Here is a 24,661-nt window from a genome sequence, read left to right as displayed (position 1 = left end):
CAGGCAGTATACAAACCCATTGTTGCTGTTCGTTCTTTTTAACGCATACCATTCCTTCGCCTACCATCCATGAATGCCCCCGGCGTCCTTGCCATTGGCCTGCTTACATTCGCTTCGTTCACGGCTGCTGCTCAGTCGAAACCAGACTCGGCGGCAGCGTCGGCGTCACGGGCCGAGAACTTGGGCAATCAGGTCAATTCCGAATACAATGAGGTCAATCCGATGATTTCGCCGGATGGCAAAACGCTGTACTTCGCCCGGATCAGCCACCCCAACAACACCCATGGTACCAAAGGCAGTCAAGACATCTGGTACGCCGAACTCGACCCAGCCACCAATAAATGGGGACCTGCCCGCCGACTGGGTTTTCCGCTTAACAAGGACGAATACAACTGTGCCTATAGCATTACCCCCGACGGGAATACGATGCTCGTAAAGGGGCAGTACGCCAACGGCAATTATGAAACGCGGGGCTTTTCGCTGGCTAAGAAAACCGCTAGCGGCTGGTCGGCACCGCAGAAAATTGATGTACCCAACTACGTCAATCTGAGCAAAGGGCAGTTTGACTGCGGCTTTATGTCGGCCGACGGTAAGGTGTTGCTGATGGCGTTCAGCGAAAAGAAAAACAGCAAGGAAGACGACATCTACGTCAGCTTCCGGCAGAAAGATGGGTCGTGGAGCAAGCCGATGGATTTGGGGCCGGAAGTCAATTCAAAATTCACCGAGACGACCCCTTTCCTTGCTCCCGATGGGGCGACGCTCTACTTTTCGAGTGACCGCGACGGTGGGCAGGGCAGCAACGATATCTACGTCTGTAAGCGGGTCGATAAAACGTGGAAGCACTGGTCGAAACCCGTCAACCTCGGCCCCAGCGTGAACACCGATGGGTATGACGCCTACTATACGCTCAGCGCGTCAGGCGATTATGCGTATCTGACGACCTTTAAAAATACATTAGGCAAAGGCGATATTGTCCGGGTGAAACTGGCCGACGACCAGCCTACCAGTCGCCCGGCTAAGATGGGTGGCAGCGACGATATAGCCGCTAACCAGCCCAGCACCCGCCCCGACCCCGTCGCCCTTGTTAGTGGTCGCGTTGTCGATCAGAAAAGTGGTAAACCCGTCGAAGCGCGTATCGTGTATCAAACCCTTTCCGACGGCACCGAAGTAGGCGAAGCGACATCGGACCCGGTATCTGGCGAGTACAAAATCGTGCTGCCCTACGGCCAGAAATATTCGATGCGGGCCATCGCCAAGGATTTCATCGCCGAAGGCGACAATATTGACCTGACGCAGACACCGAAAGGCTTTCAGGAAATTACCGGCAAGGAATTGAAGCTGATTCCGATTGAAGTGGGCCAGTCGATCCGGTTGAACAACATTTTCTTCGATACGGGTAAGTCTGAACTCCGTCCCGAATCCGGTCCCGAACTCGACCGGCTCGTCACGACGCTCAACGAATCGCCCAAAATGACGATTGAAGTGCGCGGCCATACCGACAATACGGGTTCCAATGCCATCAACGAAAAGCTCTCGCAGGACCGGGCCGACGCCGTGCGTGAGTATTTCATCAGCAAAGGCATTGAGCCTGACCGCATTGGTAGTAAGGGTTTTGGCGAAAGCAAGCCCGTTGCGACCAACGATACCGATGCAGGTCGTCAGCAGAACCGGCGCGTTGAGTTTGTTATCGTCAAGAAATAATCGCCACTTGTCCGGTCGACATGCCGTTGGACCGAAAAGCCCACTGTCTATCCAATTCCCCGCAGGAGGTATTAAGTAACCGGCTACCTTGTTCCGGTAATCAACCACTTCCTATACAATGAAACAAGTCGTCTTTATTGCCTGCTTCGCGCTGCTGGGACTGACCACCAACGCGCAAACTACCACCGCCCCCGCCGACACGGCAAAACTCAACTCACTAGCACGGCAAACGCAGCGTTATTTCAACGATAATCAGGTCGACTCACTCTATACGCTAATGGGTGCGACGTTTAAGCAGCAGATATCGGCGGAGAAGATGCGGGAAGTAACGGCCCAGCTTACGGGTCAGCTTGGCAAATGGACAAGCCTCGAACCACGCGGTGTGCAGGACGGTATTGTCCGTTACAAAGCAACGTTCGCGATGGCTCCGCTCGATTTCTACCTCAGCCGCGACAAAGAAGGCAAAATCGAAACGTTCCTGTTCAAGCCCTATCAGGAATAATCCATGCGCCTGTTGCTGTTGATTGGCTGCTGGCTTGTCGCTGTCAACGCGCAAAGCCAAACGGCAGTGGAGAAATCGCTGACGCAGCGTGTGCAACGCTTTTACAATGCGCAACAAGCCGATTCGCTGTACCTGATTATGTCACTAACGTTTCAACAGCAGGTACCGCAACCGGCTTTGCGACAATTTATAGCCAACTCGTACGCGCAGTTGGGGCGTTGGCAACGTAGCGAATACGTTCGTGAGCACGACGGATTCGCCGAATACGAAGGGATATTTGACCGGGGTACAATGATTGTCAAGGTGGCCGCCGACGCGACCGGCAAGCTAGCTGGCTTCGGCCTAGCACCGATACTCGTATCGAAACCGGTAGCTACTGACAACCGGCTGCGTTCTTCGTTCGATCGGACGCTTGATTCGCTCGTACGTGCTCACGCCCGACACCAGTTAATGGTTGGTATGAGCATCGGCCTGATTTGCCACGACAGTCTGTTCGTCTACAACTATGGCGAAACAAATCGCACGAACGGCCGTCTCCCTACCGACAGTACGCTATACGAGATTGGCTCAATCAGTAAAACGTTCACCGCGACGATACTAGCCAACTACGTCGGCTGGGGCCTTACAAAGCTTGACGACCCGGTTAATCAACACCTGCCCGATTCTATTCCCACGCTTCAGCACGACGGGACCGTTGTTACGTTGCGTATGCTGGCTAATCATACGTCAGGTTTACCCCGCCTACCAAACAATCTGGGTAACGTGGGTAGCCCGCCAGACAACCCCTATCAGGCCTACGACGACAAAGCATTGTTTGCTTACCTCAAAACGGTACCACTGGCTAGTAAGCCCGGCACCACCTATCAGTATTCCAATCTGGGGACAGGTCTACTGGGTACTATCCTAACACGCATCGCGGGCAAATCATATAGCCAGCTGCTCAGCAGCGTGATTACTGAGCCGCTGGCTATGACGCAGACAACGCTACCGCTCCGGTCAACCGACCGGCTTCGACTGGCCCAAGGTTATAACGCAACTGGCCAACCAACAGCAAACTGGGACTTTCAGGCCTTAGCGGGCGCGGGTGGTATTCGCTCCACCGCTCATGATATGCTACGCTATCTACGCGCTGAACTCAAGGGCTCACCCGAATCTTTAGGTATGGCTATGCAGATGACCCGAATCGTTACTTTTCAGGACAACAGCACAGGTGTTGGCCTGAGCTGGCATCAGTCAGCATCGAAAACGGGCTGGTGGCATACTGGCGGTACGGGCGGCTACGCCAGTTTCGCCGGTTTCGATCCGAAGTCACGGACCGCACTGGTTATTCTGTCGAACGTAGCCGCGCCGGTTGACGAACTGGCTTTAGCTATTACTCGTTTGCTAAACCGTTGAGCCCGCCAACGCGACGATGCTTTATTCCTACTTTTGTATAATTCAAACAAAGCCATAGTATGACACCACAGCAACCCAATCAGGAAGGCTCGATCGACGTTGAACTCAGCGAAGAAATTGCCGAAGGCGTTTATGCCAACCTGGCGATGATTGCTCACTCAAACAGCGAATTCATCCTGGATTTTATTCGGCTTATGCCCGGCGTTCCGAAGGCAAAGGTCAAAGCCCGTATCATTCTGACCCCTGAACATGCCAAGCGTCTGCTCGATGCGTTGACCGAAAATATCAGTCGGTACGAAGAAGCCAATGGAGACATCAGCAAGCCTTCCGATTCATTCCATTTCCCGGCGGGTGGTTTCGGTGGCCCCGGTGGTCAGGCTTAGGTTGGATAGTTATAGAGTTGTAGAGTCGTAAAGTTGGCTGGCGCGTGTGGCTAGCCGCCGGATGGGCTGACGCGTCAGCTAACTCTACAACTTTACAACTCTATAACTTTACTAGTCAGGAACTTCAAAAGTTTTTCCGTATCTTTGCACCTCAAATTTCGGGAAGACTGATTTTTCGTAAACAAATCTAAAATGCCTACCATACAACAATTGGTGCGTAAAGGTCGCGAGAAGCTCGAATTCAAGTCGAAATCGCCTGCTCTCGATGCCTGCCCACAACGTCGGGGGGTATGTACACGCGTGTACACCACGACGCCGAAGAAGCCGAACTCGGCTCTTCGTAAAGTTGCCCGTGTTCGTCTGACGAACCAGAAAGAAGTCAACGCCTACATCCCAGGTGAAGGTCACAACCTCCAGGAGCACTCGATCGTACTGATCCGTGGTGGCCGGGTGAAAGATCTGCCAGGTGTACGTTATCACATTGTACGCGGTGCGCTCGACACAGCCGGTGTAAACGGTCGTTTGCAGAGCCGCTCGAAGTACGGTGCCAAGCGGCCGAAACCAGGTCAGGCTCCAGCAGCTGGCAAAGGTGCGCCAGCTAAGAAGAAAAAATAGTTTTAAAGTTATAGAGTCGTAAGGTTGTAGAGTTAGCTGACGCGTCAGCCCATCTGCCAGATGGCAACTTTGCAACTGTAAAACTTTACAACTCAAGTCAAACTGACCGTTGAAAGACTACGGCAGAGTAAGATCAAAAATCTGAAGCAATCATGAGAAAGGCGAAACCGCCCAAGCGTTACGTACTGCCCGATCCTAAATACAAGGAGGTGCTCGTAACCAAATTTGTTAACAACCTGATGTACGAAGGCAAGAAGAGCCTGGCGTACTCGATCTTCTACGACGCCCTTGACGTGGTTGCCAAGCGCACCAGCGAAAGCGGCCTCGATACATGGAAGAAGGCATTGAACAACGTCATGCCGTCGGTTGAAGTAAAAAGCCGTCGCGTCGGTGGAGCTACCTTCCAGGTGCCGACCGAAGTACGGGCAGACCGGAAGGTCGCGGTAGGCATGAAATGGCTGATCCGGTATGCTCGTTCGCGGGGTGAAAAAACCATGGTAGACCGGCTCGCAGCCGAGATCGTAGCTGCCTCGAAAGGGGAAGGCGCGGCTGTGAAAAAGAAGGACGATACGCACCGCATGGCTGAAGCCAACAAGGCGTTCTCGCACTTCCGGTTCTAACAACTGCTCCGGCCTGATTTTTCCCGACAGGTCGTCGATTTACCAAAAGCCGTTCAACATTGAGCGGCTTTTGTTGTTTTCAGCAAAGCATCTTACCGTTTATTAGCCTGCTTACAACCAAAGACAACGTTCTATGACTACGCTTGAAAACGACTTCCTCCGCGTCACGACCCGCCCGCAGGGGGCCGAACTAACGTCGATTCTACACAAGCCAACGGGCATCGAACACTTGTGGCAGGCCGACCCAGCCGTATGGGGCTGGCACGCACCCAACCTGTTCCCAATAGTCGGTGGTCTGTTAAACAACGAACTGCTGATTGAGGGGCATGCCTACCCGATGGAGCGACACGGCTTTGCCCGCAAACTCGCGTTCGACCTCCTCGACTCAACACCGACGACCGCCGTCTGGGGCCTGACTTCCGGCAAACAGACCGAACCTCATTTCCCCTACGGCTTTACATTCCAGATCAGTTACGAGCTGATCGACGAGCAATTGGTCGTTACGTATAAGGTGTTCAATCAGGATACGAAGACAATTTACTTTTCTGTTGGTGCTCATCCGGCGTTTGCGGTTCCGTTCAACGCGGGAGAAGCTTATGAAGATTACTACATCGACTTCAACGAGCCGGAGCAATTGGAAACGCATATGCTATCGAAAGACGGCTTTTTTACGGGTGAAACCAGACCCGTGCCACTCGATGGGTACAAACTTCATCTGACCGAACATCTGTTCGATCAGGACGCGCTCGTCTTTAAGCAGCTAAACTCGCGGAGCGTTGCGATCCGTAGCACGAAGCACTCGCACTCGGTCGACGTCGAATTTCCCGACTTTACGTATCTGGGTATCTGGGCCAAGCCGGGCGCGCCGTTCGTCTGTATCGAACCGTGGCTTGGCTGCGCCGACAGTGAGGGCGAACCGAAGCCAATCCAGCAGAAAGAAGCCATTCAGCACGTCGACGTCGGGGGCGAGTTCAGCGCTTCATTCACAATCACGTTTTCGTAGCTAAAAGCAAAAAGGGAGCCTCGCAAGAGGCTCCCTTTTTCGTTAAGTCAAATCAGCTTATTTACCAGCCTGACCGTTTGACAGCAGGTTGAAGAACTGATCCAGTTTCGGGGTGATGATGATCTCCGTCCGGCGGTTCTGCTGACGACCAGCCGAGTTGGTGTTGTCATCTTTCGGCGCGTACTCCGAACGACCACCGGCCGTCATACGCGAAGGCTGTACACCGAATTTGGTTTGCAGCGTCCGCACCACCGATGTAGCCCGCAGCGCGCTCAAATCCCAGTTGTCTTTAATAGCCGCCGTCGAAATAGGGACGATGTCGGTATGGCCTTCGACCAGAATATCGAGGTCTTTGTGGTCATTCACAACCTTAGCGACTTTGCCCAGTACGGTTTCAGCGCGGGGGGTGATGTCGTAGCTACCCGAACGGAACAACAGTTTGTCCGAGATCGATACATAGACAACGCCCTTCTTTACTTCTACCTGTACGTCCTGATCGTTGATATCGTCCAGCGACCGCTTCAGGTTCATTACCAGCGCGAGGTTGATCGAATCTTTGCGCTGAATCGATGCGTTCAGGTTATTGGTGTATTTGGTTTGCTCATTGAGCGTTTCCAGCGACTTTTTAATGCTTTCTGCACCCGACTTACTCACAATCGACAGATCCGACATCCGGTCGAGGAGGTTGGTGTTTGTCTTTTTCAGGTAATCGATCTGCGCCTGAAGGTCGCCAACCTGCTTGGTTTTCGAATCCAGATCCGTGGTTTGTGTCGAGAGTTGCGCCCGCAGATCGGCCGTACGCTTGTCGCAGTCATTCAGCGAGGCAATGGCTTTATCACGTGCTTCCTGAATTGATTTGATTTCGGCCATGCGCTTCTTCGAATTACAGGAAGTCATCATAACAACGGCCGAAACTAGAATCAGTAATTGCTTCATAACAGGGTAACTGGAAATGAGTTAGATCAGAAAAGTTTGGGGATGACTGTTCACCAGTCTTATTCCAAAAAATTTTTACAAAGGTACGCTTTTCGACGCAAAGCCGTCAATACTCTACCAGCTAAACGGAGCAACACCCTTGATAAATTGCAAGAAATATCCTAAAAACTAGATTTTAATCAGTTCAGCGAATTCGTTGCAGTACCCTGGCAATGTCGGCCAGATTACACATTGGCGTGTAACAGTCAACCAAAGGGCTTGCTTTCGTCGGCCAGACTGGCTGCCGATTCGTGTCAACAGCTAAGTGCCAGCCCGGCTCGGTGACACTGGGGAAAACCGCAAATGTGTACTCGTGCAGTCGGCGCAGCCATTTCAGACAGTCGGCATATCGGGTGTACAAATAGCTTTTACTAAGCGCCAGCAGCCCTTCGACCATCACCCAGGCCCAGCGGTAGCCGTCGGGTTCTGTCATCGGCTGTGTTTTATGATCAACGAAATTTCGTAACCCACCCGCCGTTTCGTCCCAGGCCTGTTCGCAGGCGTACAGGCACCAGCCAGCCGCCTGCTGCGCCAGTTTTCGGTTTGGCACCAGTTCGCAGTAGTCGAAGAGCGCGTTGGTGAGTTGCAGCGTCAGACCAACGTCGACCCGACGGCCTTCGGGCGTATTGATATAGCCACCGTCACTCTGCACGTATGCCCGAACGGTATCTGTCCGCCGGTCGACAAACAGTTGTTGAATGCCCTGAACAAGATTGGCCATTCCGTCTTTCCACGAATCGTCGTCGAGCAGATGCCGGCTGCTCAGCATGGCCCGGACGCCGGTCACCCAATCCCGCAGATACCGCCCCTGCCGAATGATTGGTACTCGAACAGCCATCATCTCGGCGCGGGCATCGTCCAAATCAGCCAGCACATTCGTCAGCAGTGACTTCGCCAGCATTGCCCATTCGTCCTCGTTGGTAGCCCGGTGAAACTGCGCGTAAGCCATGAGCGTGTACGCGTCCGGCTCGTTGGTTGTCGCCAGCGCCACCGGGTGGCCCAGACGATCGAGCTGATCGTAGCAGTGCAACCGGTCGCCGTGCGCAAATCGACTGAGAAACGTAACGCCAAGGCGGGCATGGTCGAGCCAGCGGGGCTGGGCATCGACTGTGTTGTAGAGCCGGGCAAATGCATAAGCCTGTTGCGCTTGACGAACGACGGATTTATCGCCTTCGATAACAGCACCAGTCGTAGTTAGCCAGTCGAAATAGCCGCCGTACGCTGCATCCGGGCTGTGCTCCAGCCAGAATGGCAACACTTGCCGCAACAACGCCTGCTGATAATCGGCCGCGAGTTTTTGCAGGTCGGAAGCGGTCGTATCGGTAGCTGATCGGCGGGTAAACACGGGAATGGCGTTGGTCGTCTCCGGCTAATTGGCCGCAGGACGAACCGCGAATAAACGGCAAAACGCGGACGACGTCAACTGTGTGTGCGTTGATACGTCGTCCGCGTTCTGTTTCGGATGGGTCGATCGGGGTACTTAGTACACCCGTTCGACAACTTCCCGAAGCTCTTTTTCTTCGGGAAACACAAACTTCATCGGCTTACCAACCTGCCCTTTCAACAGCGCAAAGTCAAGTACCTGATCAACCGTATCGACGTAGTGGAAGGTTAGGTCTTTGATGTATTGCTGATTGATCTCTTCGATATCCTTGCGATTTTTCGAGCAGAGAATAATCTCCTTAACCCCCGCCCGGTTGGCCGCCAGAATCTTTTCCTTGATGCCACCCACCGGCAGTACTTTCCCGCGCAGGGTCACCTCACCGGTCATGGCAATGTACGGTTTCACCTTCCGCTGCGTATAGATGGATGCCATCGACGTCAGCATCGTGATACCTGCCGACGGGCCGTCTTTAGGCACCGCACCGGCCGGGATGTGAATGTGCAGATCGTAGTGGTTGAACACCCGATAGTCGAGCCCCAGATCGTCGGCATGTGCTTTCAGGTACGACAGGGCCGTAATAGCCGACTCCTTCATCACGTCGCCGAGTTGCCCCGACAGCGTAAGCGTACCTTTGCCCCGGCTCAGGCTCGATTCGATCATCAAAATCTCACCACCCACCTGCGTCCAGGCCAGGCCCGTGACCATCCCGGCAATATCGTCATCGGCGTAGAGTTCCTTATCGAAGATTTCGGCACCCAGCATTTTGTGGATATCCGACGCTTTTACAACGTGGTTGTACTCCTCCTCCATCGCGATCGACTTGGCGATTTTCCGCACCAGCGCGCCGATTTTCTGCTCCAGATTCCGCACGCCCGACTCCCGCGTGTAGCCTTCGATAATTTTCAGAATCGCTTTGTCTTCGATCTGAAGGTCTTTCGTTTTCAGGCCGTGGTCTTTGCGCTGCTTCGGAATCAGGTACTTCTTGGCAATCTGTACTTTCTCCTCAACGGTATATCCCGCAATATCGATAATCTCCATCCGGTCGCGCAGGGCGGGGTGAATGGTATCGAGCGAGTTGGCCGTGGCGACGAACAGTACCCGCGACAGGTCAAACTCGGTTTCGAGGTAGTTATCCATGAACGTCGAGTTCTGCTCCGGGTCGAGCACTTCGAGCAGGGCCGACGAGGGGTCACCCCGGAAGTCGGAACTGACCTTGTCAATCTCGTCCAGGATAAACACCGGGTTCGAGGAGCCGCACTTGCGGATGTTCTGAATCACCTTGCCGGGCATCGCGCCGATGTATGTTTTGCGGTGGCCGCGAATTTCGGCTTCGTCGTGAACACCACCCAGTGCCATCCGGCTGTATTTACGGCCAAGCGCCTTCGCAATCGACTTACCCAGCGAGGTTTTACCCACGCCCGGCGGGCCATACAGACACAGAATAGGCGCTTTCATGTCGTTCTTGAGCTTCAGAACGGCCAGGTATTCGATGATGCGCTCCTTTACTTTTTCCAGCCCGAAGTGGTCGCCGTCCAGAATTTTCTGCGCCCGCTTCAGGTCGAAATTGTCTTTTGTGTACTCGTTCCACGGCAGGTCAACCATCAGCTCGATGTAGTTCATCGTAACCGGATATTCCGGGGCCATTGGGTTGGAACGTTGCAGTTTGCTCAGCTCTTTGTCGAAGTGCGACCGTACTTCCGGCGACCATTTCTTCCGGTCGGCCTTCATCCGCAGCTCATCGACTTCACGGTCCGGGTTGTCCATGCCCAGCTCGTCCTGAAGCACCTTCATCTGCTGCCGCAGGTAATAGTCCCGTTGCTGCTGATCGAGGTCCGACGAGGCCTTCGACTGAATCTCACGCTTCAGTTCGAGCAACTGCACTTCGCGCAGCATGTATTCCAACAACAAACTCGCCTGCTGACTACCATCGGTCAGTTCGAGCAGCCGTTGCTTATCCGACACTTCGGCGTTGATGTTCGACGACAGGAAGTGCAGCAGAAAAGTCGGGCTTTCGATGTTGTCGAGCGCGATACGGGCTTCCTGCGGAATTTCGGGATTCAGGCGAAGCAGTTTGTATGCTGCATCTTTCAGCGACTGAATCATCGCTTTACCTTCCTTCTTGTTTACGTTCGGAAACGAGTCATCGATCTGCCGAACCCGCGCCGTCATGTACGGGTCTTCCTGCGTGATTTCCTCAATCTCAAATCGCTTCTTCCCCTGAATAATGATGGTAATGTTACCATCGGGCAGGGTAATCATCTTGATGATGTATGCAACCGTACCCAGCTGATACAGATCGTCGGCCGTAGGCTCATCTTTCTGCTGATTGAGCTGCGCCGTCACACCAATAATTCGATTCCCTTTGTACGCTTTCTTGACCAGCCGGATCGACTTCTGCCGACCAACGGTCACAGGTATTACCATCCCCGGAAACAGAACCGTGTTTCGAACCGGCAGGATAGGCAGATTTTCGGGCAATTCGTAATCATCGTCAACTCCTTCCGGCGAGCCTAACGGCACGATTTCCAGGTTATCCGAATCGAAATCAGATAAAAACAGGCGGGTTGTTAACTCTTTTTCAGATATCATATGTACACTGCCATTCTGACAGCTTATAGGCGTCAATAAATTCCTGCCAATAAAAAAAGGGAGGAAGGTAACTAGGTGCAAGGCTTATGCCAGTCCCGTTTTCTGCCGGTTTGCTGGTGCGAATGGCAGAAAGCCCCAATATAGTCATACCGGGGCTTTCAAGACTCACAAATTTACTCAGTTGAATAAAACGTCCTGAACGGGATTTTTCTGGCGAAAGACAAACGTTTTCTTCTGTCCCTGATAGCTCACATTGACCATGTTGACCTGATCGTCGAATAAGTCCATCAGGATGTTCTGTTTCATTACGCCACCCCGAAACGGTTCGGTATAGGGCATTTCGAGGTAAATCCAGTTGGCATCAGCTTCCTCTTCGTGCCCCACATAGGTCAGCGCCTTCGGCTGCCGCTGCGGAGTCATGTAGGCGACGTGTGCCCGAACGTATTTCTCGATCAGCGGGTCATCCTTTTTGTCATTCGACAGGTGCACTTTCGCACCTGCTGTCTCCGACAAAGCTTTCTCCAGATCATCGGTAAACACACGGATGCTCAGCTCGAATCCCCGCTCTTTGGGGTTGTACACCATCTGCGTCACGCTGGCATGAAAGTCGTGCATCGGGCGACTTGCGGTCAGCCCGATGCACAGAATACCACAGCAAAATAAGGTTCGGATGAACAGCGCCAAAACTTAGAATACAGCTTTAAAGACGTCGTTGAAAATCGCAAAAGCCATCAGTCCCAGCAGGATCACCATACCCACCCGCTGAGCCGCTTCTAGGAACCGATCCGACGGCTTGCGACCCGAAATGATCTCATAGCCCAGAATCGTGGCGTGACCACCGTCGAGGGCCGGAATGGGCAGGGCGTTCATAAACGCCAGCGCCATCGACAACAAACCCGTTACCGTCCAGAAGCGATCCCACACCCAGATACCGCCGAACAGGTTCTGCGCAATACCGATAGGGCCACTCAGCGCCTTCGACGCTGATACTTCACCCCGGAAGATTTTGCCGAAGCCTTTTATGTTATCGAACACGACCTGAAACGCGCGCTTCGTACCAATGCTCAGGGCCTGCCCGAAGGTGTAGTCCTGGTGAGTCAGCGGCAGCAGGAATTCAGGCATGAACCCGATTTTTCCTTCCTCTGTCGTGGTCATTGTCAACGTAACCGGCTTGCCAGCACGATTCACGATCAGCGTCAGCGGCTTGTTTTTCAGTGGCTGCACGATCTCCGTAAACTGGTGGTAAAACCGCACGGGCTTGCCATTAGCACTGGTGATGACATCACCTGCCTTCAGACCAGCTTTCGTGGCAGGTTGGCCCGGTACCACTTCGCCAACCTTGAACGGTTCGATCGGCTCAACAAACTGCCCGGCCGACTTCTTATCCGACAGCTTGTCGACGAAATCATTCGGAATGTCGATGTCGATCAGCTTGCCGTTCCGCAACACGGTGTACGAACTATTGTCGCCCAGAAACACGTCGGAACTGCGGATTTCGCTAAAATCGTTAATCTCCTTTCCGTTGACCTGCACGATTTTATCGCCCGTTTGCAGGCCGATACTTTTCGCCAGATCATAGGCAACGATACCGTATTGCGCATCTTTCGTAGCCAGGTAGGTGTTGCCATTTTTGTAAGCCAGCACCACGAAAATCAGGATACCGACGATGACATTGACGATGATACCGCCCAGCATCACGATCAGCCGCTGCCAGGCCGGTTTCGCCCGAAATTCGTAGGGGAGCGGCTCGGTATTCGTGTGCTTCGTATCGAGCGATTCGTCGATCATGCCCGATATTTTCACGAAACCACCCAGCGGAATAGCCCCGATACCATACTCCGTTTCGCCCCGTTTGACGCTCCAGACTTTCGGCGGGAAGCCAATAAAATATTGTTCCACCCGCATGCCGAACGCTTTGGCGGCTACGAGGTGCCCCAGTTCATGAAGTCCAACTAAAATAGACAGCCCCAGAATGAGCTGCCCGGCCATTACCAAAATTTCCATGTATGCCAGATTAATTCGTGTAGCGTGACCAGTTGCGCCGTCTTACGTGCGCGGCTTGAGGAGCCGCAGCAGGATGATGCCGACAATGACACCGATGATAAACCAGGTCCAGAAGCTCATATATCAAAACGCTGCGGGTCACCCCTATCGTACAAACAGTTAAACCTTGCTTTTGATTCGTTCGCCAGCCAGTTGCCGCACCTCCGTATCCGACTGCACGTAATCCTCGTAGGTAGGCGACTGTACAAAGGTAGCGTAGGTCAGGCAGGACTCCACGATGTCGGCCATATCCAGAAAACCAATCTTATCGTGCAGGAACGCATCAACGGCGATTTCGTTGGCCGCGTTGATAATACAGGGCGCATTGCCGCCCCGGTTCAGCGCGTCGAACGCCAGTTGCAGGTTACGGAATGTTTTGAGGTCGGGCTGCTCGAAGGTCAGCGTCGGGTAGTCGAGGAAGGAGAAGCGCGGAAAGTCGGATTTGAGCCGGTACGGGTACCCCAACGCAAACTGAATGGGCAGTTTCATGTCGGGCAAACCCATCTGTGCTTTCAAACTGCCATCTTCAAACTGCACCAGCGAGTGAATGATGCTCTGCGGATGTACCACCACGTCGATCTGCTCAGCGGTCAGGCCAAATAGCCATTTCGCTTCGATTACCTCCAGCCCCTTGTTCATCAGCGAGGCCGAGTCGATGGTGATTTTCGCCCCCATCGACCAGTTGGGGTGTTTCAGGGCCTGCGCTTTCGTGACGTTCGCCAGAAAGTCGCGGTCTTTCCCCCGGAACGGCCCGCCCGACGCCGTCAGGATAATCTTCTCAATCGGGTTCTGAAACTCCCCCACCAGACACTGGAAAATGGCCGAGTGCTCCGAATCGACGGGTAGAATATTGACGCCCTTATCCCGCGCCAGCTTCGTAATCAGTTCGCCCGCCACGACGAGCGTTTCCTTGTTGGCCAGTGCAATCGTTTTACCCGCTTCAATGGCCCGGATCGTCGGTAGTAGCCCGGCATAGCCAACCATCGCCGTCAGCACCACATCGACGGTATCCATCTGCACCACCGATGCGATAGCTGCCGCGCCCGCGTAGACTTTGATGTCCAGCGGGTCGAGGGCTGCAAATACCTGATCGTAGCGATCTTCATTGCAGATCACCACCACGTTTGGTTTCAGATCAACGGCCTGTTTAATGAGCAGGTCGGCATTGCCATTGGCGGTCAGCACCTCGACAGCAAAGCGGTCTGGATTAGCTTTGATCACGTCAATTGCCTGTGTGCCAATGGAACCGGTCGAGCCCAGAATGGCCACCCGGCGTTTCGGAAAATCAGTCATTTAGTTTCAATCAAGTCGAAGTTGACTTCGACATTTAGTTCTTCTTCAATAGCACGGATGAAATAGACTAGGCTTGGTCTTATCGACAATAGGTCATCAATGAACTGCTGAGCAGTTTTCCCTGAATACACTAACGTCTCCTTCAAATTTTCTAGATATGCATTGCGTTCAGTGGCCAGTTCGTGGTCATCCAATTTGAGAAGCTTAATCAGATTCATCGCTTCCACGTCTGTATGTGAAGCAGCTATATACTCGCCTTCAAAGTATATGATTCGTTCTTCAAAGTCATTGGCAGTGGGCAGCATGATAGGCTGATAGCTCGTCCATTTGGATGCTTTCTCACCGTTCCACTGTGCTTTAACCAAAAACCAGTTGTTGTAATTATCTCCGCCAGTTCCTTTTAGCGTAGGATCGAAATGCTCAATGTCTTTCTTGTCGCTACGGCCCAGATAGGTTTCTGTGTAAGCACAGATGTTGTGCTGTTCTATACGCAGAGCTTCAGCCAGCTTTTGATTATCGCCACGAACTTTATAAGCTAAACCCTTTTTCAGTACGGCGGAGCTGGTCGGTTTGTTTATTCTACGCATTCCGCCCTGCAAAGTTGTATCGATTTCCTAATTCCAAACGTTCAGCTATCAGCTGATTTTTCTTCTCTGCGTTGGCTTCCTCGCGTATCTCCATACCTAATCGCCGGTAGCGCTCATATTCTTTTACACCTTTTTCTAACATCAACTCCGACATATCGAAATCTTGTCGCAAGATATCATTAGGATCATCTCCTTCTGGTGCAACTCCTCTGTGAAATTTCACTTGGCCATTTTCGTCGAAATACAGAATAAACCGTTCACAAGGCTCAAACGCAGCTGCTATTATCGGTGAGTGCGTAGCATAAAAGAATTGTGCCTTTGGAGCTAGACTTGTATAATATTTTACCAGTTCGCGTTGAATATCAGGAAACAATGATCGTTCAGGTTCATCAAAAAGGATGACACCGCTTTCGATTTGACTTTTATATATAGCGATAGCTGTCACCAACAATTGTTTTGTTCCAGTACTCAAAGTGTTGTATGTTAGAGAAGTACCGTCTTTTGTCTTTATCACAATTGGGGCTTCAGTCCCCTCAATGTCAACCTCCAAAAAGAACTTACTTAATATCGGATTGAGACAGTTATCGGCTATATCTACCTTAGGATTCGGATTTTCCTCTTGCCATTTGCTTAGCTTATCAGCCAATCTGTTTGGAGAGAAGCTACCGTTTTTTTGAATTAAGTCTATTGCAATTTTTTTCAAATTTTCATCGTATCTATCTATATCGCTTAGAATATAGCTCCACAAATAGCGGCTGTCTGAAGATTGCAAGGCTACTATCTTTGATTTGGACAATTTAGAAATTGCCTCTTCTCTTTTCTCATTTGCTAAAAATATATCGTTACTGTTTACGACAAAATTATTACTTCCGAAATCATTATCAATTCTATTTGCTGTCAAGGTATATGAGTGATTTATAGATGAATCGTCCACATACAAACATAATTTTCTACTATTTTCAATATCTTCTCTGATGTTTTCTTTCAATATCCATTCAACGCTACTCGCGACAATAGACATATTTTCAAACAAGTTATCTTTGTAATTTTCAAACAAACTATTATCTAACACAACAGAGTTTTTGTTAGATTCTGCGGTCACTACTACATTTTCGAAGATGCGATAAGGCTCTACAGAAGTACTTCTGTTCAGTTGTTTCCTACTATAAATTTGATACCCATCATCGCCAATCACAAAAAAACTCCATATAATATTTAATAGCGTAGTTTTGCCTGTCCCACTTTGGCCAATGAAGCATACTTTCTCCAAAGGCTCTCCTGCTTTAGCATGGCCTTCAGGATAAGTAAAATCAAATTTTATATTCTTGAATTGGCGATAATCGTCAATTTTAATTTCCGTAATTTTCATTGGTCAATTATTTTACGAATGTGAATGTTATTGACTTATTACAGCATCACAAGTGTAATTACTATGCATAAATCACGTCTTTACGCACGTAATATTTGATGATCGGGCTCATCACATTATCGTCCACCAAATCCATTTTGCGGTGCAGCTTTCTGCGGAGGATACGGTACAATCGTTCTTTTTCTGTCCACGATAGCCTGGCATCAGGCAATAGGTGGTAGATGAGGTCGATGTCGCTTTTGTCGGTCTGTTCGTTGCGGGCGAAGCTACCGTACAGGCCAATGCGCTCGATACCAAATTCAGTACGCAGCCGGTCGCGGTTGGCGCGGAGTACGCTCAGGATGAACGCCTGATCGATGGCGATAGTCTCCATAGGCTTACACAGGTTGGGCTTGTGTCAGTAATCCGTCGGCGATGACGCGGTCGTTGGCGAGCCGGGGCACTTTGTTTTGGCCGCCCAGCTTACCCTGCGTTTTCATGTACCGTTGAAACGCACCACGCGGCAGACTCATCAGCTTCAACGGTTGCAGGATTGCGCCCGTAATCAGGTCGTCGTAGTATACGTTCAACTCGGTCAGGCGCGTGTTCAGGACGTGGGCGAAGGCGGTCGGGTCGTGTGGAGGGGTGGCAAACTCAACCAGCCATTCATGATACGGCAACCCTTCGGCGGGGCTGACCACCGGCGCGACAGTAAACTCGACCACTTCCGTTTCGGGGTGCTGTTGCATCGCCGTCTGCAACGCCCGCTCTACCTCTTCACCAATGACGTGTTCGCCGAAGGCCGAAATAAAATGCTTGATACGCCCCGTCACCAGCAGCCGGTACGGGTCACGCGAGACAAACTTCACCGTGTCACCCAGCGAATAGGCCCACAGCCCGGCGTTGTTATTGATGATGACCGCGTAGTTCTTGTCTAGCTCTACCTCGTCAATCGACAACCGGCGGGGGTTTTCGTTGAAAAACTCGTCGGCAGCGATGAACTCGTAGAAAATACCGCTGTCGAGCAGTAACAACAGCCCCGGCTCGGTCTGCGAATCCTGAAAGGCGATGAATCCCTCCGACGCCGGGTAGGTTTCAATCGAATCGATGCGCTTGCCGATGGTTTCGAACAGCTTGGCGCGGTACGGCTCGAAGTTGACGCCCCCGTACACGAACAGCGAAAAATCGGGGAACACGTCTTTAATCAACTTGCCGGTCCGCTCCTGAATCCGGTCGAAATACATCTGCACCCAGGGCGGAATCCCCGAAATCAGCGACATTGGCTGATCGATAGTTTGGTCGATGATCCGCTCTAGCTTGGTTTCCCAATCGTCGATGGTATTCGTCTCGAAGTCAGGTAACTGATTGCTGCGCAGGTAGGCCGGTACGTGGTGATTAACAATGCCCGACAACCGCCCGACATGGATGCCATTCTTCTCGGTCAGTTCGGGGCTACCCGACAAAAAAATTAATTTTTTATCCAGAAAATCGCTCTTTCCCGTTTCATTGATGTAGTTCAGCAGCGCGTCGCGGGCTGAATTGATGTGGTTAGGAATGGAATCGCGGGTGATCGGGATGTATTTGACGCCGGAGGTTGTACCCGAGGTTTTGGCCAGATACAGCGGTTTGCCCGGCCACAGCACGTCGGGTTCACCAGCCAGGATGCGTTCGACGTACGGCTTCAGTCCCTCGTAATCACGGACGGGAACGGCCTGCCGGAAATCGGCGATGGTCTGAACGTCGTGCAGATGATGATCGCGCCCAAACGCTGTTTTTCGCCCTGCCGCGACGAGCTGTTCAAACCAACGCTGCTGCGTTTGAGCAGGCTGATACATCCACGTCTGCTGACGCTCAACGACCCACCGGGCGAGCGGTTTGCTGAAAATCGAACGGACTCCCATAATGGGACAAATGTAGGGCTAAAACAAGAACAGTCTAATGCGAAACGCTCCGGCTGATCCTGTGAGCTAATCGGGTATAAATCAAGGAACCGTTTGCGAACGTATGCAGTAGTTTGTCTTTTTTTATCCATATTTTTGCACACTTTTCACAACGCTGAATCTATCAATAAAGCGCTGAGCGCTAACCTGAATGGGACTTTTTAATTTTCTGACCAGCGATATCGCCATTGACCTCGGCACGGCCAACACGCTGATCATCCATAAAGATCGCATTGTTGTCGACGAACCGTCCATTATCGCCATGGACAAGGTCAGTGGAAAAGTGCTTGCTATTGGCCACAAAGCCATGCAGATGCACGAAAAAACCAACGAAAACATCAAGACGATCCGTCCGCTGAAAGACGGTGTGATCGCTGACTTTACGGCCGCCGAACTGATGATTCGCGGCATGATAAAGATGATCGATGCGGGCAACAAGCTGTTTTCGCCCTCGCATCGCATGGTCGTCTGCATTCCGTCGGGTATCACGGAGGTCGAAAAACGGGCCGTTAAAGACTCCTGCGAGCATGCGGGTGCCAAAGAGGTATACATGGTTCACGAGCCCATCGCTGCCGCTATTGGTATCGGTATAGACATCACGCAGCCCAACGGCACGATGATCGTCGACATCGGCGGGGGAACGACGGAGATTGCGGTCATTGCCCTGTCGGGGATCGTCTGCGAACAGTCGGTACGGATTGCGGGCGACGTTTTCACCCGTGATATTGTCGACTACATGCGTCGGGAGCACAACCTGCTGATCGGTGAGCGGTCGGCGGAGCAGATCAAGATGGAAGTTGGCTCGGCTCTGCCCGAACTCGACAACCCACCGTCTGACTACGAAATCCGGGGCCGCGATTTGATGACGGGTATTCCGAAAGAGATCAAGGTAACGTACAGCGAAATTGCGTATTCGCTCGATAAATCGATTTCCAAGATCGAAGAAGCGACGATGAAAGCGCTGGAGATTTCGCCACCGGAGCTGTCGGCCGATATTTACACCAACGGTATTCACCTGACGGGTGGCGGGGCACTGCTACACGGACTGGACAAGCGGTTGGGTGCCAAAACGAAGTTGCCGATTCACGTAGCCGATGATCCGCTCAAGGCTGTTGTGAAGGGAACGGGTGAGGTTATCAAGAACCTGGATATGTACAAGTCGGTGCTGATTAGCTAATCGACTCCGCATCGATTTTTTGACTGGATTACAGGATGACCGGACCACCTGATCGGCTCGTCCTGTAATCTGATTTTTTACAGCGCTGCCCCATCGGCAGGTCATGCGTACTCTGCATGAGAGAACTCGTCGAATTTTTTGTTCGAAGCCGTAACTTCATTCTGTTTCTGTTGCTGGAAGTAATCTGCTTTTACTTCATTATCAACACGAACAATTACTGGAGCGCAACGTATTTCAACACGGCCAACCGCTACACGGCACAACTACTAACCTGGTCGAATGCGGTGAACGACTTCGCGCGGTTACGGCAGGTCAACGCCGATCTGGCTAAAGAAAACGGACGGCTGAACGCGCAGTTGACGTTTTTACGCCAGAACCATCCCCAGCTCCTGCTGCTTATCGCGCCGATTCGGTATTTGCCAATCGATTCAGGTACACGGTTGCCAAAGTGATTGACAACACGACACAGCTGGCCAACAATTATATCACGATTGATAAAGGCACCGACGATGGTATTCAACCTGGCATGGCGGTTATTTCGCCGACGGGCGTGGTGGGAAAAGTGCGTACCTGCAACCGTCATTTCTCGGTCATCACGTCGATTCTGCATTCTGATTTCTTCGTATCGTCGCGGCTGGTGAAGGCGAATGAGTTTGGCCCCGCCAAATGGGACGGTACCAATCCGCATCAGATCAAGCTCAACGATATCTCGCGTTACAAGCCCGTTGCACTTGGCGATTCGGTCGTAACGTCGGTGTACAACTCGACCTTCCCACCCGACATTATGGTGGGTCGGGTCAGGAAAGTAGGCGTTCGTGCCGATCAGACCTTCCACGATATCACGCTCGATCTGGCTACTGACTTCACGACACTGGCTTACGTGTATGTTATTCAGAATCAGCTACAGGGTGAGCAAACACAGCTCGAAAAGCAAAACGAATCCGATAAATAGGTCGCCCCGCTGGGTAGCCTCCGTTGACCTTATTCCATGACACTGCGCGAAATCGTTTCCTCCATCCTGCTGTACCTGCTCTATCTGGCTCTTCAGATACTGGTGGGGCATAGCGTGGTGCTGTTCGATTACGCGTTCTGCTTTATCTATGTCGGCTGTATCCTGGTGCTACCCAACGAAATAAGCATGACATGGCTGCTGATTATCGCCTTCGTCACCGGTCTGATCGTCGATACGTTTTACAACACGCTGGGGATGCACGCAGCCGCCACAGTGCTGATGGCCTATGTTCGACCAAACATCGTCAGTCGGCAGATCGATGTGCCGGGGATTGAATCACGCGTTGAATTCACAATGAGCGAACTGGGATTTGGTGCTTTTTTCCGGTACGTGCTGATATCGGTGCTGATTCACCACACAGCTTTATTTTTGATCGAAGCCAGTAGCCTTGCCCTGATCGTACCCACATTGATGCGGATTGGTGCCAGTACTTTGCTGACAACGATCAGCATTATCCTCATTCAGTTTTTTGTCCGACGGTAATCATGGCTGAAACGCTCATACTTCCGGCTCCCACCGGCGACCGCGCCACCGACCGGCAGGCTGCTTACGACAGCCTGATTCCCCAACTCGATGCGCTGCTGACCGGCGAAACCGACCTGACGGCCAACCTTGCCAACACAGCCGCAGCCCTCCGCGAAGCGTTCGGCTTTTTCTGGGTTGGCTTCTATCTGACGAAAGACGATCAGCTTGTACTCGGCCCATTTCAGGGACCGATCGCCTGCACGCGCATCGCCTTCGGCAGGGGCGTTTGCGGGGCGGCCTACTCGCGTCGGGAAACAATCCTGGTTCCTGATGTCGAGCAGTTTCCGGGGCACATTGCCTGTAGTTCGGCGTCAAAATCCGAAGTAGTGGTTCCCGTTTTCGACGCGTTGGGCAACGTAGCGATGGTACTCGACGTGGATAGCGACCTGCTGAACGACTTCGATGACATCGACGTGCGCGGGCTGGAACAGGTAGCGGCTTTGCTGACAGCCCGTCTGTAGAAGTAAAGAGCCTGGTGAAGGGTTGGTTTGTACCAGTGTCCTTCGTCGTGCGGCTATCCGCTTTCTTCTTATCTTGTACGAAACTAGACGCACGCCAATGGAAGCCGTAGCCCTGAAATTACCGGAGACGCTGAAGGAAGATGAGTTGCTGGTCGTACCGGCAACCTGGGAGGAGTACGTCGGCCTGCTCGACGAAACACCCTACACCATTCAATTCCTAAACGGCGAACTTTTTATGGGACAGGCGTCCGAAATGCACGAAACACTGGTTGGCGTACTGATCTGGCTATTCAACAACATATACATCGATAGTGATTTGCATCGCGTACTGGGCAGCAACATCAAAATTGTAATTCCTGATCAGCTAGGCGATGTCAATGCGGATGTGTCGGTGGTGAAAGACCCGGTAGAATACGGAGCGACGCCCGGCGGCAACATTTCGACCGCCCGTATCAAAAACCCGGAGATCGTGGTGGAGGTGCTGTCGAAAAGTACGCGCACGTTCGACTCCATCGAAAAACTGGATTACTACAAACTGATTCCATCGCTGAACTACATTCTGCTGGTCGATCAGGACAGACCGCAGGTGTCGGTTTATTCGCGGACGAACGTACCCAACGAGTGGCTAAATCACGATTATCGATCGCTCGATGAAACGGTACGCCTGGGCGACGTTACCCTGCCGATGGCTGCTATTTACCGGAAATCGGCGTTCGGTAAGCCGGCCAACTGATACAATCACAGCGGACCACAGGCTCATGAGCTACGTCTTTTCGGCGTAGCTCGTTTATTTTTGCACCATGCAACAGCAACTCGACACCTGGATTCGGGACGTAATTCGATGGGCCGGTTACATTCCCAACCGCGACCTGTCGGGCTGGGTTCTGCTCACTATCGCCGTGCTGGGTGGTGTAATTGTCGACGTCATCGTGACGCAGGTGCTCAGTTTCGTCGCCAAACGGCGCACCTATCAGACGCTGCAAATCCTGAAAACGCACCTGCGCTGGGCATTCTGGATTTTTGTTCCGTCGCTGTTTTTTCTGCTGGCCACCAACATACAGTCGGCCCGGTTTCTCCGGCGGCACCCCGTTGCCGACAAGACCGCCGAAATTCTGTTTCTCGTCACCGCTACCTGGCTGGCGGTCAAAGCACTAAAGGTTGGTGAACTGCTGCTGATTCGCCATTACGACACGGCGAACGACATCAATCTATCGCAGCGTAAATTCGTTACGCAGGTACGGTTTATCCGGCGGATCGCCGTTTTCATCATTCTACTCGTCGGCGGATCGCTGCTGCTTATTTCGTTTCAGGGTAGTCGCAAAGTGGGGCTGAGCGTGCTGACCTCGGCGGGGGTCGTGTCGGTACTGATCGGTTTTGCGGCCCAGAAAACGCTGGCCAACCTACTGGCCGGTATTCAGATTGCTTTCAATCAGCAAATCCGGCTTGACGATGCCGTTGTGGTCGAAAAAGAGTGGGGGCGAATTGAAGAAATTAACCTGACCAACGTCATCGTGCGGCTATGGGACCGGCGTCGACTGATTCTGCCGATCACGTATTTTGTCGAAACGCCGTTTGAAAACTGGACCCGCAACGAAGCCTCGATCATCGGATCGGCGTTTTTCTACCTCGACTACACCGTTCCTGTCGACCGGATCCGGGCGAAAGCGCGCGAAATTGCTGAGAACGACCCGCTCTGGAACGGCGATTCGTTTGCCGTGCAGGTGACCGATACGCAACCGACCTGCCTCGTGCTGCGGATTCTGGTATCGGCATCCGATGCCCCGTCGGCCTTCGACCTGCGCTGTCATATGCGCGAACACCTGATCGCGTTCATCCGAGATGAATACCCGCAGACACTACCGCAAACCCGGCTGCTGCTGGCTGAAGAACTACGGCCGAAAGAAATCGAATAGACCCTGCGCTTGTTAATTTGTAAAAGCTACTGCCATGAATGCACACGACATCGTTACCAACTACTACAACGCCTTTAACCGCCGTGACTGGCAGGCCATGCTGAACATGCTGACCGACGACGTACAGCACGACAGCAATCAGGGGGCAACCTACCACGGCAAAGACCATTTCACGCAGTTTCTCCGGCACATGGAAGACTGCTACGAGGAAACGTTGACCGAACTGGTCGTGATGGTCGACCCGACGGGCAAGCGGGCGGGCAGTGAATTCGTTGTAAACGGCACCTACAAAAAAACTGACGGCGACCTGCCTGCTGCCAACGGACAGGCCTATGTGCTGCCCGCCGGTTCGTTTATGGAACTGACCGACGAAGGGCTGATTAGCCGCGTGACGACCTACTACAACCTGCCACTCTGGGAATCGCTGGTGACGGGTGAAGACTAAGCCTGCCCTACGCTACGAACGCCTGACCGGATCAGCCATTCGCAACGTGTTCGACGAACTGGCCCGGCTCCGCATCGCAGTTTTCCGCGACTTTCCGTACCTCTATGAAGGCAGTGTCGACTACGAGCGGACGTACCTGGACACGTATGCCCGCTCGGAACGCGCCCTGCTGTTCGCAGTCTGTGACGGCAACCGAATGGTCGGCGCTACCACGGCCCTGCCGCTGCTGGACGAAACCGACGAGGTGCAACAGCCTTTCCACGACGCGGGGTATGACCTCAGCACCGTTTTCTATTTTGGTGAAAGCATCCTGCTGCCCGATTATCGGGGCTATGGGCTTGGGCACCGTTTTTTCGACGAGCGCGAAGCCCACGCCCGCCAGTTTGGCGACTACGCGCTAACCTGCTTCTGCGCCGTCCAACGCCCCACCGACCACCCGCAACGCCCCGCCGATTACCGCCCGTTGGAAGAATTCTGGCAAAAGCGCGGCTACCGGCAGGAGCCCGCGCTGAAAAGCACTTTTCACTGGCCCGACATCGGCGAAACCGAGTCGACGGGGAAGGTGATGGTGTATTGGGTGAAGGCGCTTATTTGACCCCTCACCCCCAGCCCCTCTCCCAAAACGGGAGAGGGAACTTTTATGATGTACAACAGTAGCTTAGTGAGTTTCTTTTCAAGGCCACTTACGAAGCCAAGAGAAGCGTACGACCAGCAGTCTGCTTGTCACCCCTCTCCCGTTTTGGGAGAGGG

24 protein-coding genes and 1 pseudogene are annotated in these 24,661 nt (G+C 52.6%); 15 read left to right on the top strand and 10 right to left on the bottom strand.

Annotated elements, in window-relative coordinates:
* Window positions 1–69: 69 nt before the first annotated feature.
* The 7 genes from HH216_RS07180 to HH216_RS07150 all read left to right on the top strand — a co-directional run bounded on the left by HH216_RS07180 (window position 70) and on the right by HH216_RS07150 (window position 6,219).
* The gene (locus HH216_RS07180) at window positions 70–1,701 is read left to right on the top strand and encodes an OmpA family protein (RefSeq protein WP_169550171.1); all 1,632 of its coding nucleotides are present in this window, start codon (window positions 70–72) and stop codon (window positions 1,699–1,701) included.
* Window positions 1,702–1,819: 118 nt separating this feature from the next.
* On the top strand, window positions 1,820–2,203 hold the full coding sequence (locus tag HH216_RS07175) for a DUF3887 domain-containing protein (RefSeq protein ID WP_169550170.1): 384 nt from the start codon (window positions 1,820–1,822) through the stop codon (window positions 2,201–2,203).
* Between the two features lie 3 nt (window positions 2,204–2,206).
* Window positions 2,207–3,598, top strand: a complete 1,392-nt coding sequence (locus HH216_RS07170; RefSeq protein ID WP_169550169.1) for a serine hydrolase — start codon at window positions 2,207–2,209, stop codon at window positions 3,596–3,598.
* Between the two features lie 59 nt (window positions 3,599–3,657).
* Entirely contained in the window at window positions 3,658–3,981 is a 324-nt protein-coding gene (locus HH216_RS07165) for a DUF3467 domain-containing protein (RefSeq protein WP_169550168.1), read from the top strand.
* 192 nt (window positions 3,982–4,173) lie between these two features.
* On the top strand, window positions 4,174–4,596 hold the full coding sequence (gene rpsL / locus HH216_RS07160) for a 30S ribosomal protein S12 (RefSeq protein WP_169550167.1): 423 nt from the start codon (window positions 4,174–4,176) through the stop codon (window positions 4,594–4,596).
* Between the two features lie 152 nt (window positions 4,597–4,748).
* Window positions 4,749–5,216, top strand: coding sequence for a 30S ribosomal protein S7 (gene rpsG / locus HH216_RS07155; protein WP_077923687.1), 468 nt, complete (start codon window positions 4,749–4,751; stop codon window positions 5,214–5,216).
* 133 nt (window positions 5,217–5,349) lie between these two features.
* Window positions 5,350–6,219 carry an aldose 1-epimerase family protein gene (locus HH216_RS07150; protein WP_169550166.1) on the top strand — a complete coding sequence of 290 codons (870 nt, stop codon included), beginning with the start codon at window positions 5,350–5,352 and terminating at the stop codon, window positions 6,217–6,219.
* 57 nt (window positions 6,220–6,276) lie between these two features.
* On the opposite strand, the gene HH216_RS07145 is transcribed toward HH216_RS07150, so the two are convergent.
* The 10 genes from HH216_RS07145 to HH216_RS07100 all read right to left on the bottom strand — a co-directional run bounded on the left by HH216_RS07145 (window position 6,277) and on the right by HH216_RS07100 (window position 18,339).
* Window positions 6,277–7,155, bottom strand: coding sequence for an OmpA/MotB family protein (locus HH216_RS07145; RefSeq protein WP_169550165.1), 879 nt, complete (start codon window positions 7,153–7,155; stop codon window positions 6,277–6,279).
* A gap of 184 nt (window positions 7,156–7,339) precedes the next feature.
* Window positions 7,340–8,539 carry an AGE family epimerase/isomerase gene (locus tag HH216_RS07140; protein ID WP_169550164.1) on the bottom strand — a complete coding sequence of 400 codons (1,200 nt, stop codon included), beginning with the start codon at window positions 8,537–8,539 and terminating at the stop codon, window positions 7,340–7,342.
* A gap of 135 nt (window positions 8,540–8,674) precedes the next feature.
* Window positions 8,675–11,167, bottom strand: a complete 2,493-nt coding sequence (lon, locus tag HH216_RS07135) for an endopeptidase La (protein WP_169550163.1) — start codon at window positions 11,165–11,167, stop codon at window positions 8,675–8,677.
* A gap of 177 nt (window positions 11,168–11,344) precedes the next feature.
* Entirely contained in the window at window positions 11,345–11,782 is a 438-nt protein-coding gene (locus tag HH216_RS07130; RefSeq protein ID WP_254448716.1) for a DUF6702 family protein, read from the bottom strand.
* Between the two features lie 72 nt (window positions 11,783–11,854).
* Complete coding sequence (gene rseP, locus HH216_RS07125; protein ID WP_169550162.1) at window positions 11,855–13,171, bottom strand: RIP metalloprotease RseP; 1,317 nt, start codon at window positions 13,169–13,171, stop codon at window positions 11,855–11,857.
* Between the two features lie 159 nt (window positions 13,172–13,330).
* On the bottom strand, window positions 13,331–14,503 hold the full coding sequence (locus tag HH216_RS07120; protein ID WP_169550161.1) for a 1-deoxy-D-xylulose-5-phosphate reductoisomerase: 1,173 nt from the start codon (window positions 14,501–14,503) through the stop codon (window positions 13,331–13,333).
* Window positions 14,500–15,090, bottom strand: coding sequence for a hypothetical protein (locus HH216_RS07115; RefSeq protein WP_169550160.1), 591 nt, complete (start codon window positions 15,088–15,090; stop codon window positions 14,500–14,502). Before HH216_RS07115 ends, HH216_RS07120 begins: the two co-directional genes overlap by 4 nt.
* Complete coding sequence (locus HH216_RS07110; protein ID WP_169550159.1) at window positions 15,083–16,459, bottom strand: AAA family ATPase; 1,377 nt, start codon at window positions 16,457–16,459, stop codon at window positions 15,083–15,085. Before HH216_RS07110 ends, HH216_RS07115 begins: the two co-directional genes overlap by 8 nt.
* Window positions 16,460–16,520: 61 nt before the next feature.
* Window positions 16,521–16,832, bottom strand: coding sequence for a nucleotidyltransferase family protein (locus HH216_RS07105; protein WP_169550158.1), 312 nt, complete (start codon window positions 16,830–16,832; stop codon window positions 16,521–16,523).
* 4 nt (window positions 16,833–16,836) lie between these two features.
* A complete protein-coding gene (locus tag HH216_RS07100) occupies window positions 16,837–18,339 on the bottom strand; it encodes a GH3 auxin-responsive promoter family protein (protein WP_169550157.1) in 1,503 nt (500 codons plus the stop codon).
* A gap of 190 nt (window positions 18,340–18,529) precedes the next feature.
* Between HH216_RS07100 and HH216_RS07095 the strand changes: the two genes are divergently transcribed.
* The 8 genes and pseudogenes from HH216_RS07095 to HH216_RS07060 all read left to right on the top strand — a co-directional run bounded on the left by HH216_RS07095 (window position 18,530) and on the right by HH216_RS07060 (window position 24,506).
* Window positions 18,530–19,555, top strand: coding sequence for a rod shape-determining protein (locus HH216_RS07095; protein ID WP_106136249.1), 1,026 nt, complete (start codon window positions 18,530–18,532; stop codon window positions 19,553–19,555).
* Between the two features lie 116 nt (window positions 19,556–19,671).
* Window positions 19,672–20,507, top strand: a pseudogene (mreC, locus tag HH216_RS07090) (rod shape-determining protein MreC).
* Between the two features lie 36 nt (window positions 20,508–20,543).
* Complete coding sequence (locus tag HH216_RS07085; protein WP_169550156.1) at window positions 20,544–21,050, top strand: hypothetical protein; 507 nt, start codon at window positions 20,544–20,546, stop codon at window positions 21,048–21,050.
* Window positions 21,051–21,052: 2 nt separating this feature from the next.
* Window positions 21,053–21,553 (top strand): GAF domain-containing protein, encoded by a 501-nt coding sequence (locus HH216_RS07080; RefSeq protein ID WP_169550155.1) that lies wholly within the window; start codon window positions 21,053–21,055, stop codon window positions 21,551–21,553.
* Window positions 21,554–21,650: 97 nt separating this feature from the next.
* Window positions 21,651–22,286, top strand: coding sequence for a Uma2 family endonuclease (locus HH216_RS07075; RefSeq protein WP_169550154.1), 636 nt, complete (start codon window positions 21,651–21,653; stop codon window positions 22,284–22,286).
* 67 nt (window positions 22,287–22,353) lie between these two features.
* A complete protein-coding gene (locus HH216_RS07070) occupies window positions 22,354–23,466 on the top strand; it encodes a mechanosensitive ion channel family protein (protein WP_169550153.1) in 1,113 nt (370 codons plus the stop codon).
* Between the two features lie 34 nt (window positions 23,467–23,500).
* Window positions 23,501–23,911, top strand: a complete 411-nt coding sequence (locus HH216_RS07065; RefSeq protein WP_169550152.1) for a ketosteroid isomerase-related protein — start codon at window positions 23,501–23,503, stop codon at window positions 23,909–23,911.
* Entirely contained in the window at window positions 23,901–24,506 is a 606-nt protein-coding gene (locus HH216_RS07060; RefSeq protein WP_169550151.1) for a GNAT family N-acetyltransferase, read from the top strand. The genes HH216_RS07065 and HH216_RS07060 overlap by 11 nt, the downstream gene beginning before the upstream one ends.
* Window positions 24,507–24,661 lie beyond the last annotated feature (155 nt).

This window comes from Spirosoma rhododendri (genome assembly GCF_012849055.1).
Classification (GTDB): Bacteria; Bacteroidota; Bacteroidia; order Cytophagales; family Spirosomataceae; genus Spirosoma; species Spirosoma rhododendri.
Note: the sequence above shows the minus strand (reverse complement) of the source record. Positions and strands in the feature narration are given on the sequence as shown.

Bases quoted from the DNA above. Each gene is read 5' to 3' on its own strand.
- HH216_RS07100 (WP_169550157.1), bottom strand. From the start codon at position 18,339: ATGGGAGTCCGTTCGATTTTCAGCAAACCGCTCGCCCGGTGGGTCGTT.
- HH216_RS07115 (WP_169550160.1), bottom strand. From the start codon at position 15,090: ATGCGTAGAATAAACAAACCGACCAGCTCCGCCGTACTGAAAAAGGGT.
- HH216_RS07170 (WP_169550169.1), top strand. From the start codon at position 2,207: ATGCGCCTGTTGCTGTTGATTGGCTGCTGGCTTGTCGCTGTCAACGCG.
- HH216_RS07105 (WP_169550158.1), bottom strand. From the start codon at position 16,832: ATGGAGACTATCGCCATCGATCAGGCGTTCATCCTGAGCGTACTCCGC.
- rseP (WP_169550162.1), bottom strand. From the start codon at position 13,171: ATGGAAATTTTGGTAATGGCCGGGCAGCTCATTCTGGGGCTGTCTATT.
- HH216_RS07085 (WP_169550156.1), top strand. From the start codon at position 20,544: ATGACACTGCGCGAAATCGTTTCCTCCATCCTGCTGTACCTGCTCTAT.
- HH216_RS07145 (WP_169550165.1), bottom strand. From the start codon at position 7,155: ATGAAGCAATTACTGATTCTAGTTTCGGCCGTTGTTATGATGACTTCC.
- HH216_RS07175 (WP_169550170.1), top strand. From the start codon at position 1,820: ATGAAACAAGTCGTCTTTATTGCCTGCTTCGCGCTGCTGGGACTGACC.
- HH216_RS07120 (WP_169550161.1), bottom strand. From the start codon at position 14,503: ATGACTGATTTTCCGAAACGCCGGGTGGCCATTCTGGGCTCGACCGGT.
- HH216_RS07130 (WP_254448716.1), bottom strand. From the start codon at position 11,782: ATGCACGACTTTCATGCCAGCGTGACGCAGATGGTGTACAACCCCAAA.
- HH216_RS07070 (WP_169550153.1), top strand. From the start codon at position 22,354: ATGCAACAGCAACTCGACACCTGGATTCGGGACGTAATTCGATGGGCC.
- HH216_RS07180 (WP_169550171.1), top strand. From the start codon at position 70: ATGAATGCCCCCGGCGTCCTTGCCATTGGCCTGCTTACATTCGCTTCG.
- HH216_RS07150 (WP_169550166.1), top strand. From the start codon at position 5,350: ATGACTACGCTTGAAAACGACTTCCTCCGCGTCACGACCCGCCCGCAG.
- HH216_RS07075 (WP_169550154.1), top strand. From the start codon at position 21,651: ATGGAAGCCGTAGCCCTGAAATTACCGGAGACGCTGAAGGAAGATGAG.
- rpsG (WP_077923687.1), top strand. From the start codon at position 4,749: ATGAGAAAGGCGAAACCGCCCAAGCGTTACGTACTGCCCGATCCTAAA.
- lon (WP_169550163.1), bottom strand. From the start codon at position 11,167: ATGATATCTGAAAAAGAGTTAACAACCCGCCTGTTTTTATCTGATTTC.
- HH216_RS07165 (WP_169550168.1), top strand. From the start codon at position 3,658: ATGACACCACAGCAACCCAATCAGGAAGGCTCGATCGACGTTGAACTC.
- HH216_RS07110 (WP_169550159.1), bottom strand. From the start codon at position 16,459: ATGAAAATTACGGAAATTAAAATTGACGATTATCGCCAATTCAAGAAT.
- HH216_RS07065 (WP_169550152.1), top strand. From the start codon at position 23,501: ATGAATGCACACGACATCGTTACCAACTACTACAACGCCTTTAACCGC.
- HH216_RS07095 (WP_106136249.1), top strand. From the start codon at position 18,530: ATGGGACTTTTTAATTTTCTGACCAGCGATATCGCCATTGACCTCGGC.
- HH216_RS07080 (WP_169550155.1), top strand. From the start codon at position 21,053: ATGGCTGAAACGCTCATACTTCCGGCTCCCACCGGCGACCGCGCCACC.
- rpsL (WP_169550167.1), top strand. From the start codon at position 4,174: ATGCCTACCATACAACAATTGGTGCGTAAAGGTCGCGAGAAGCTCGAA.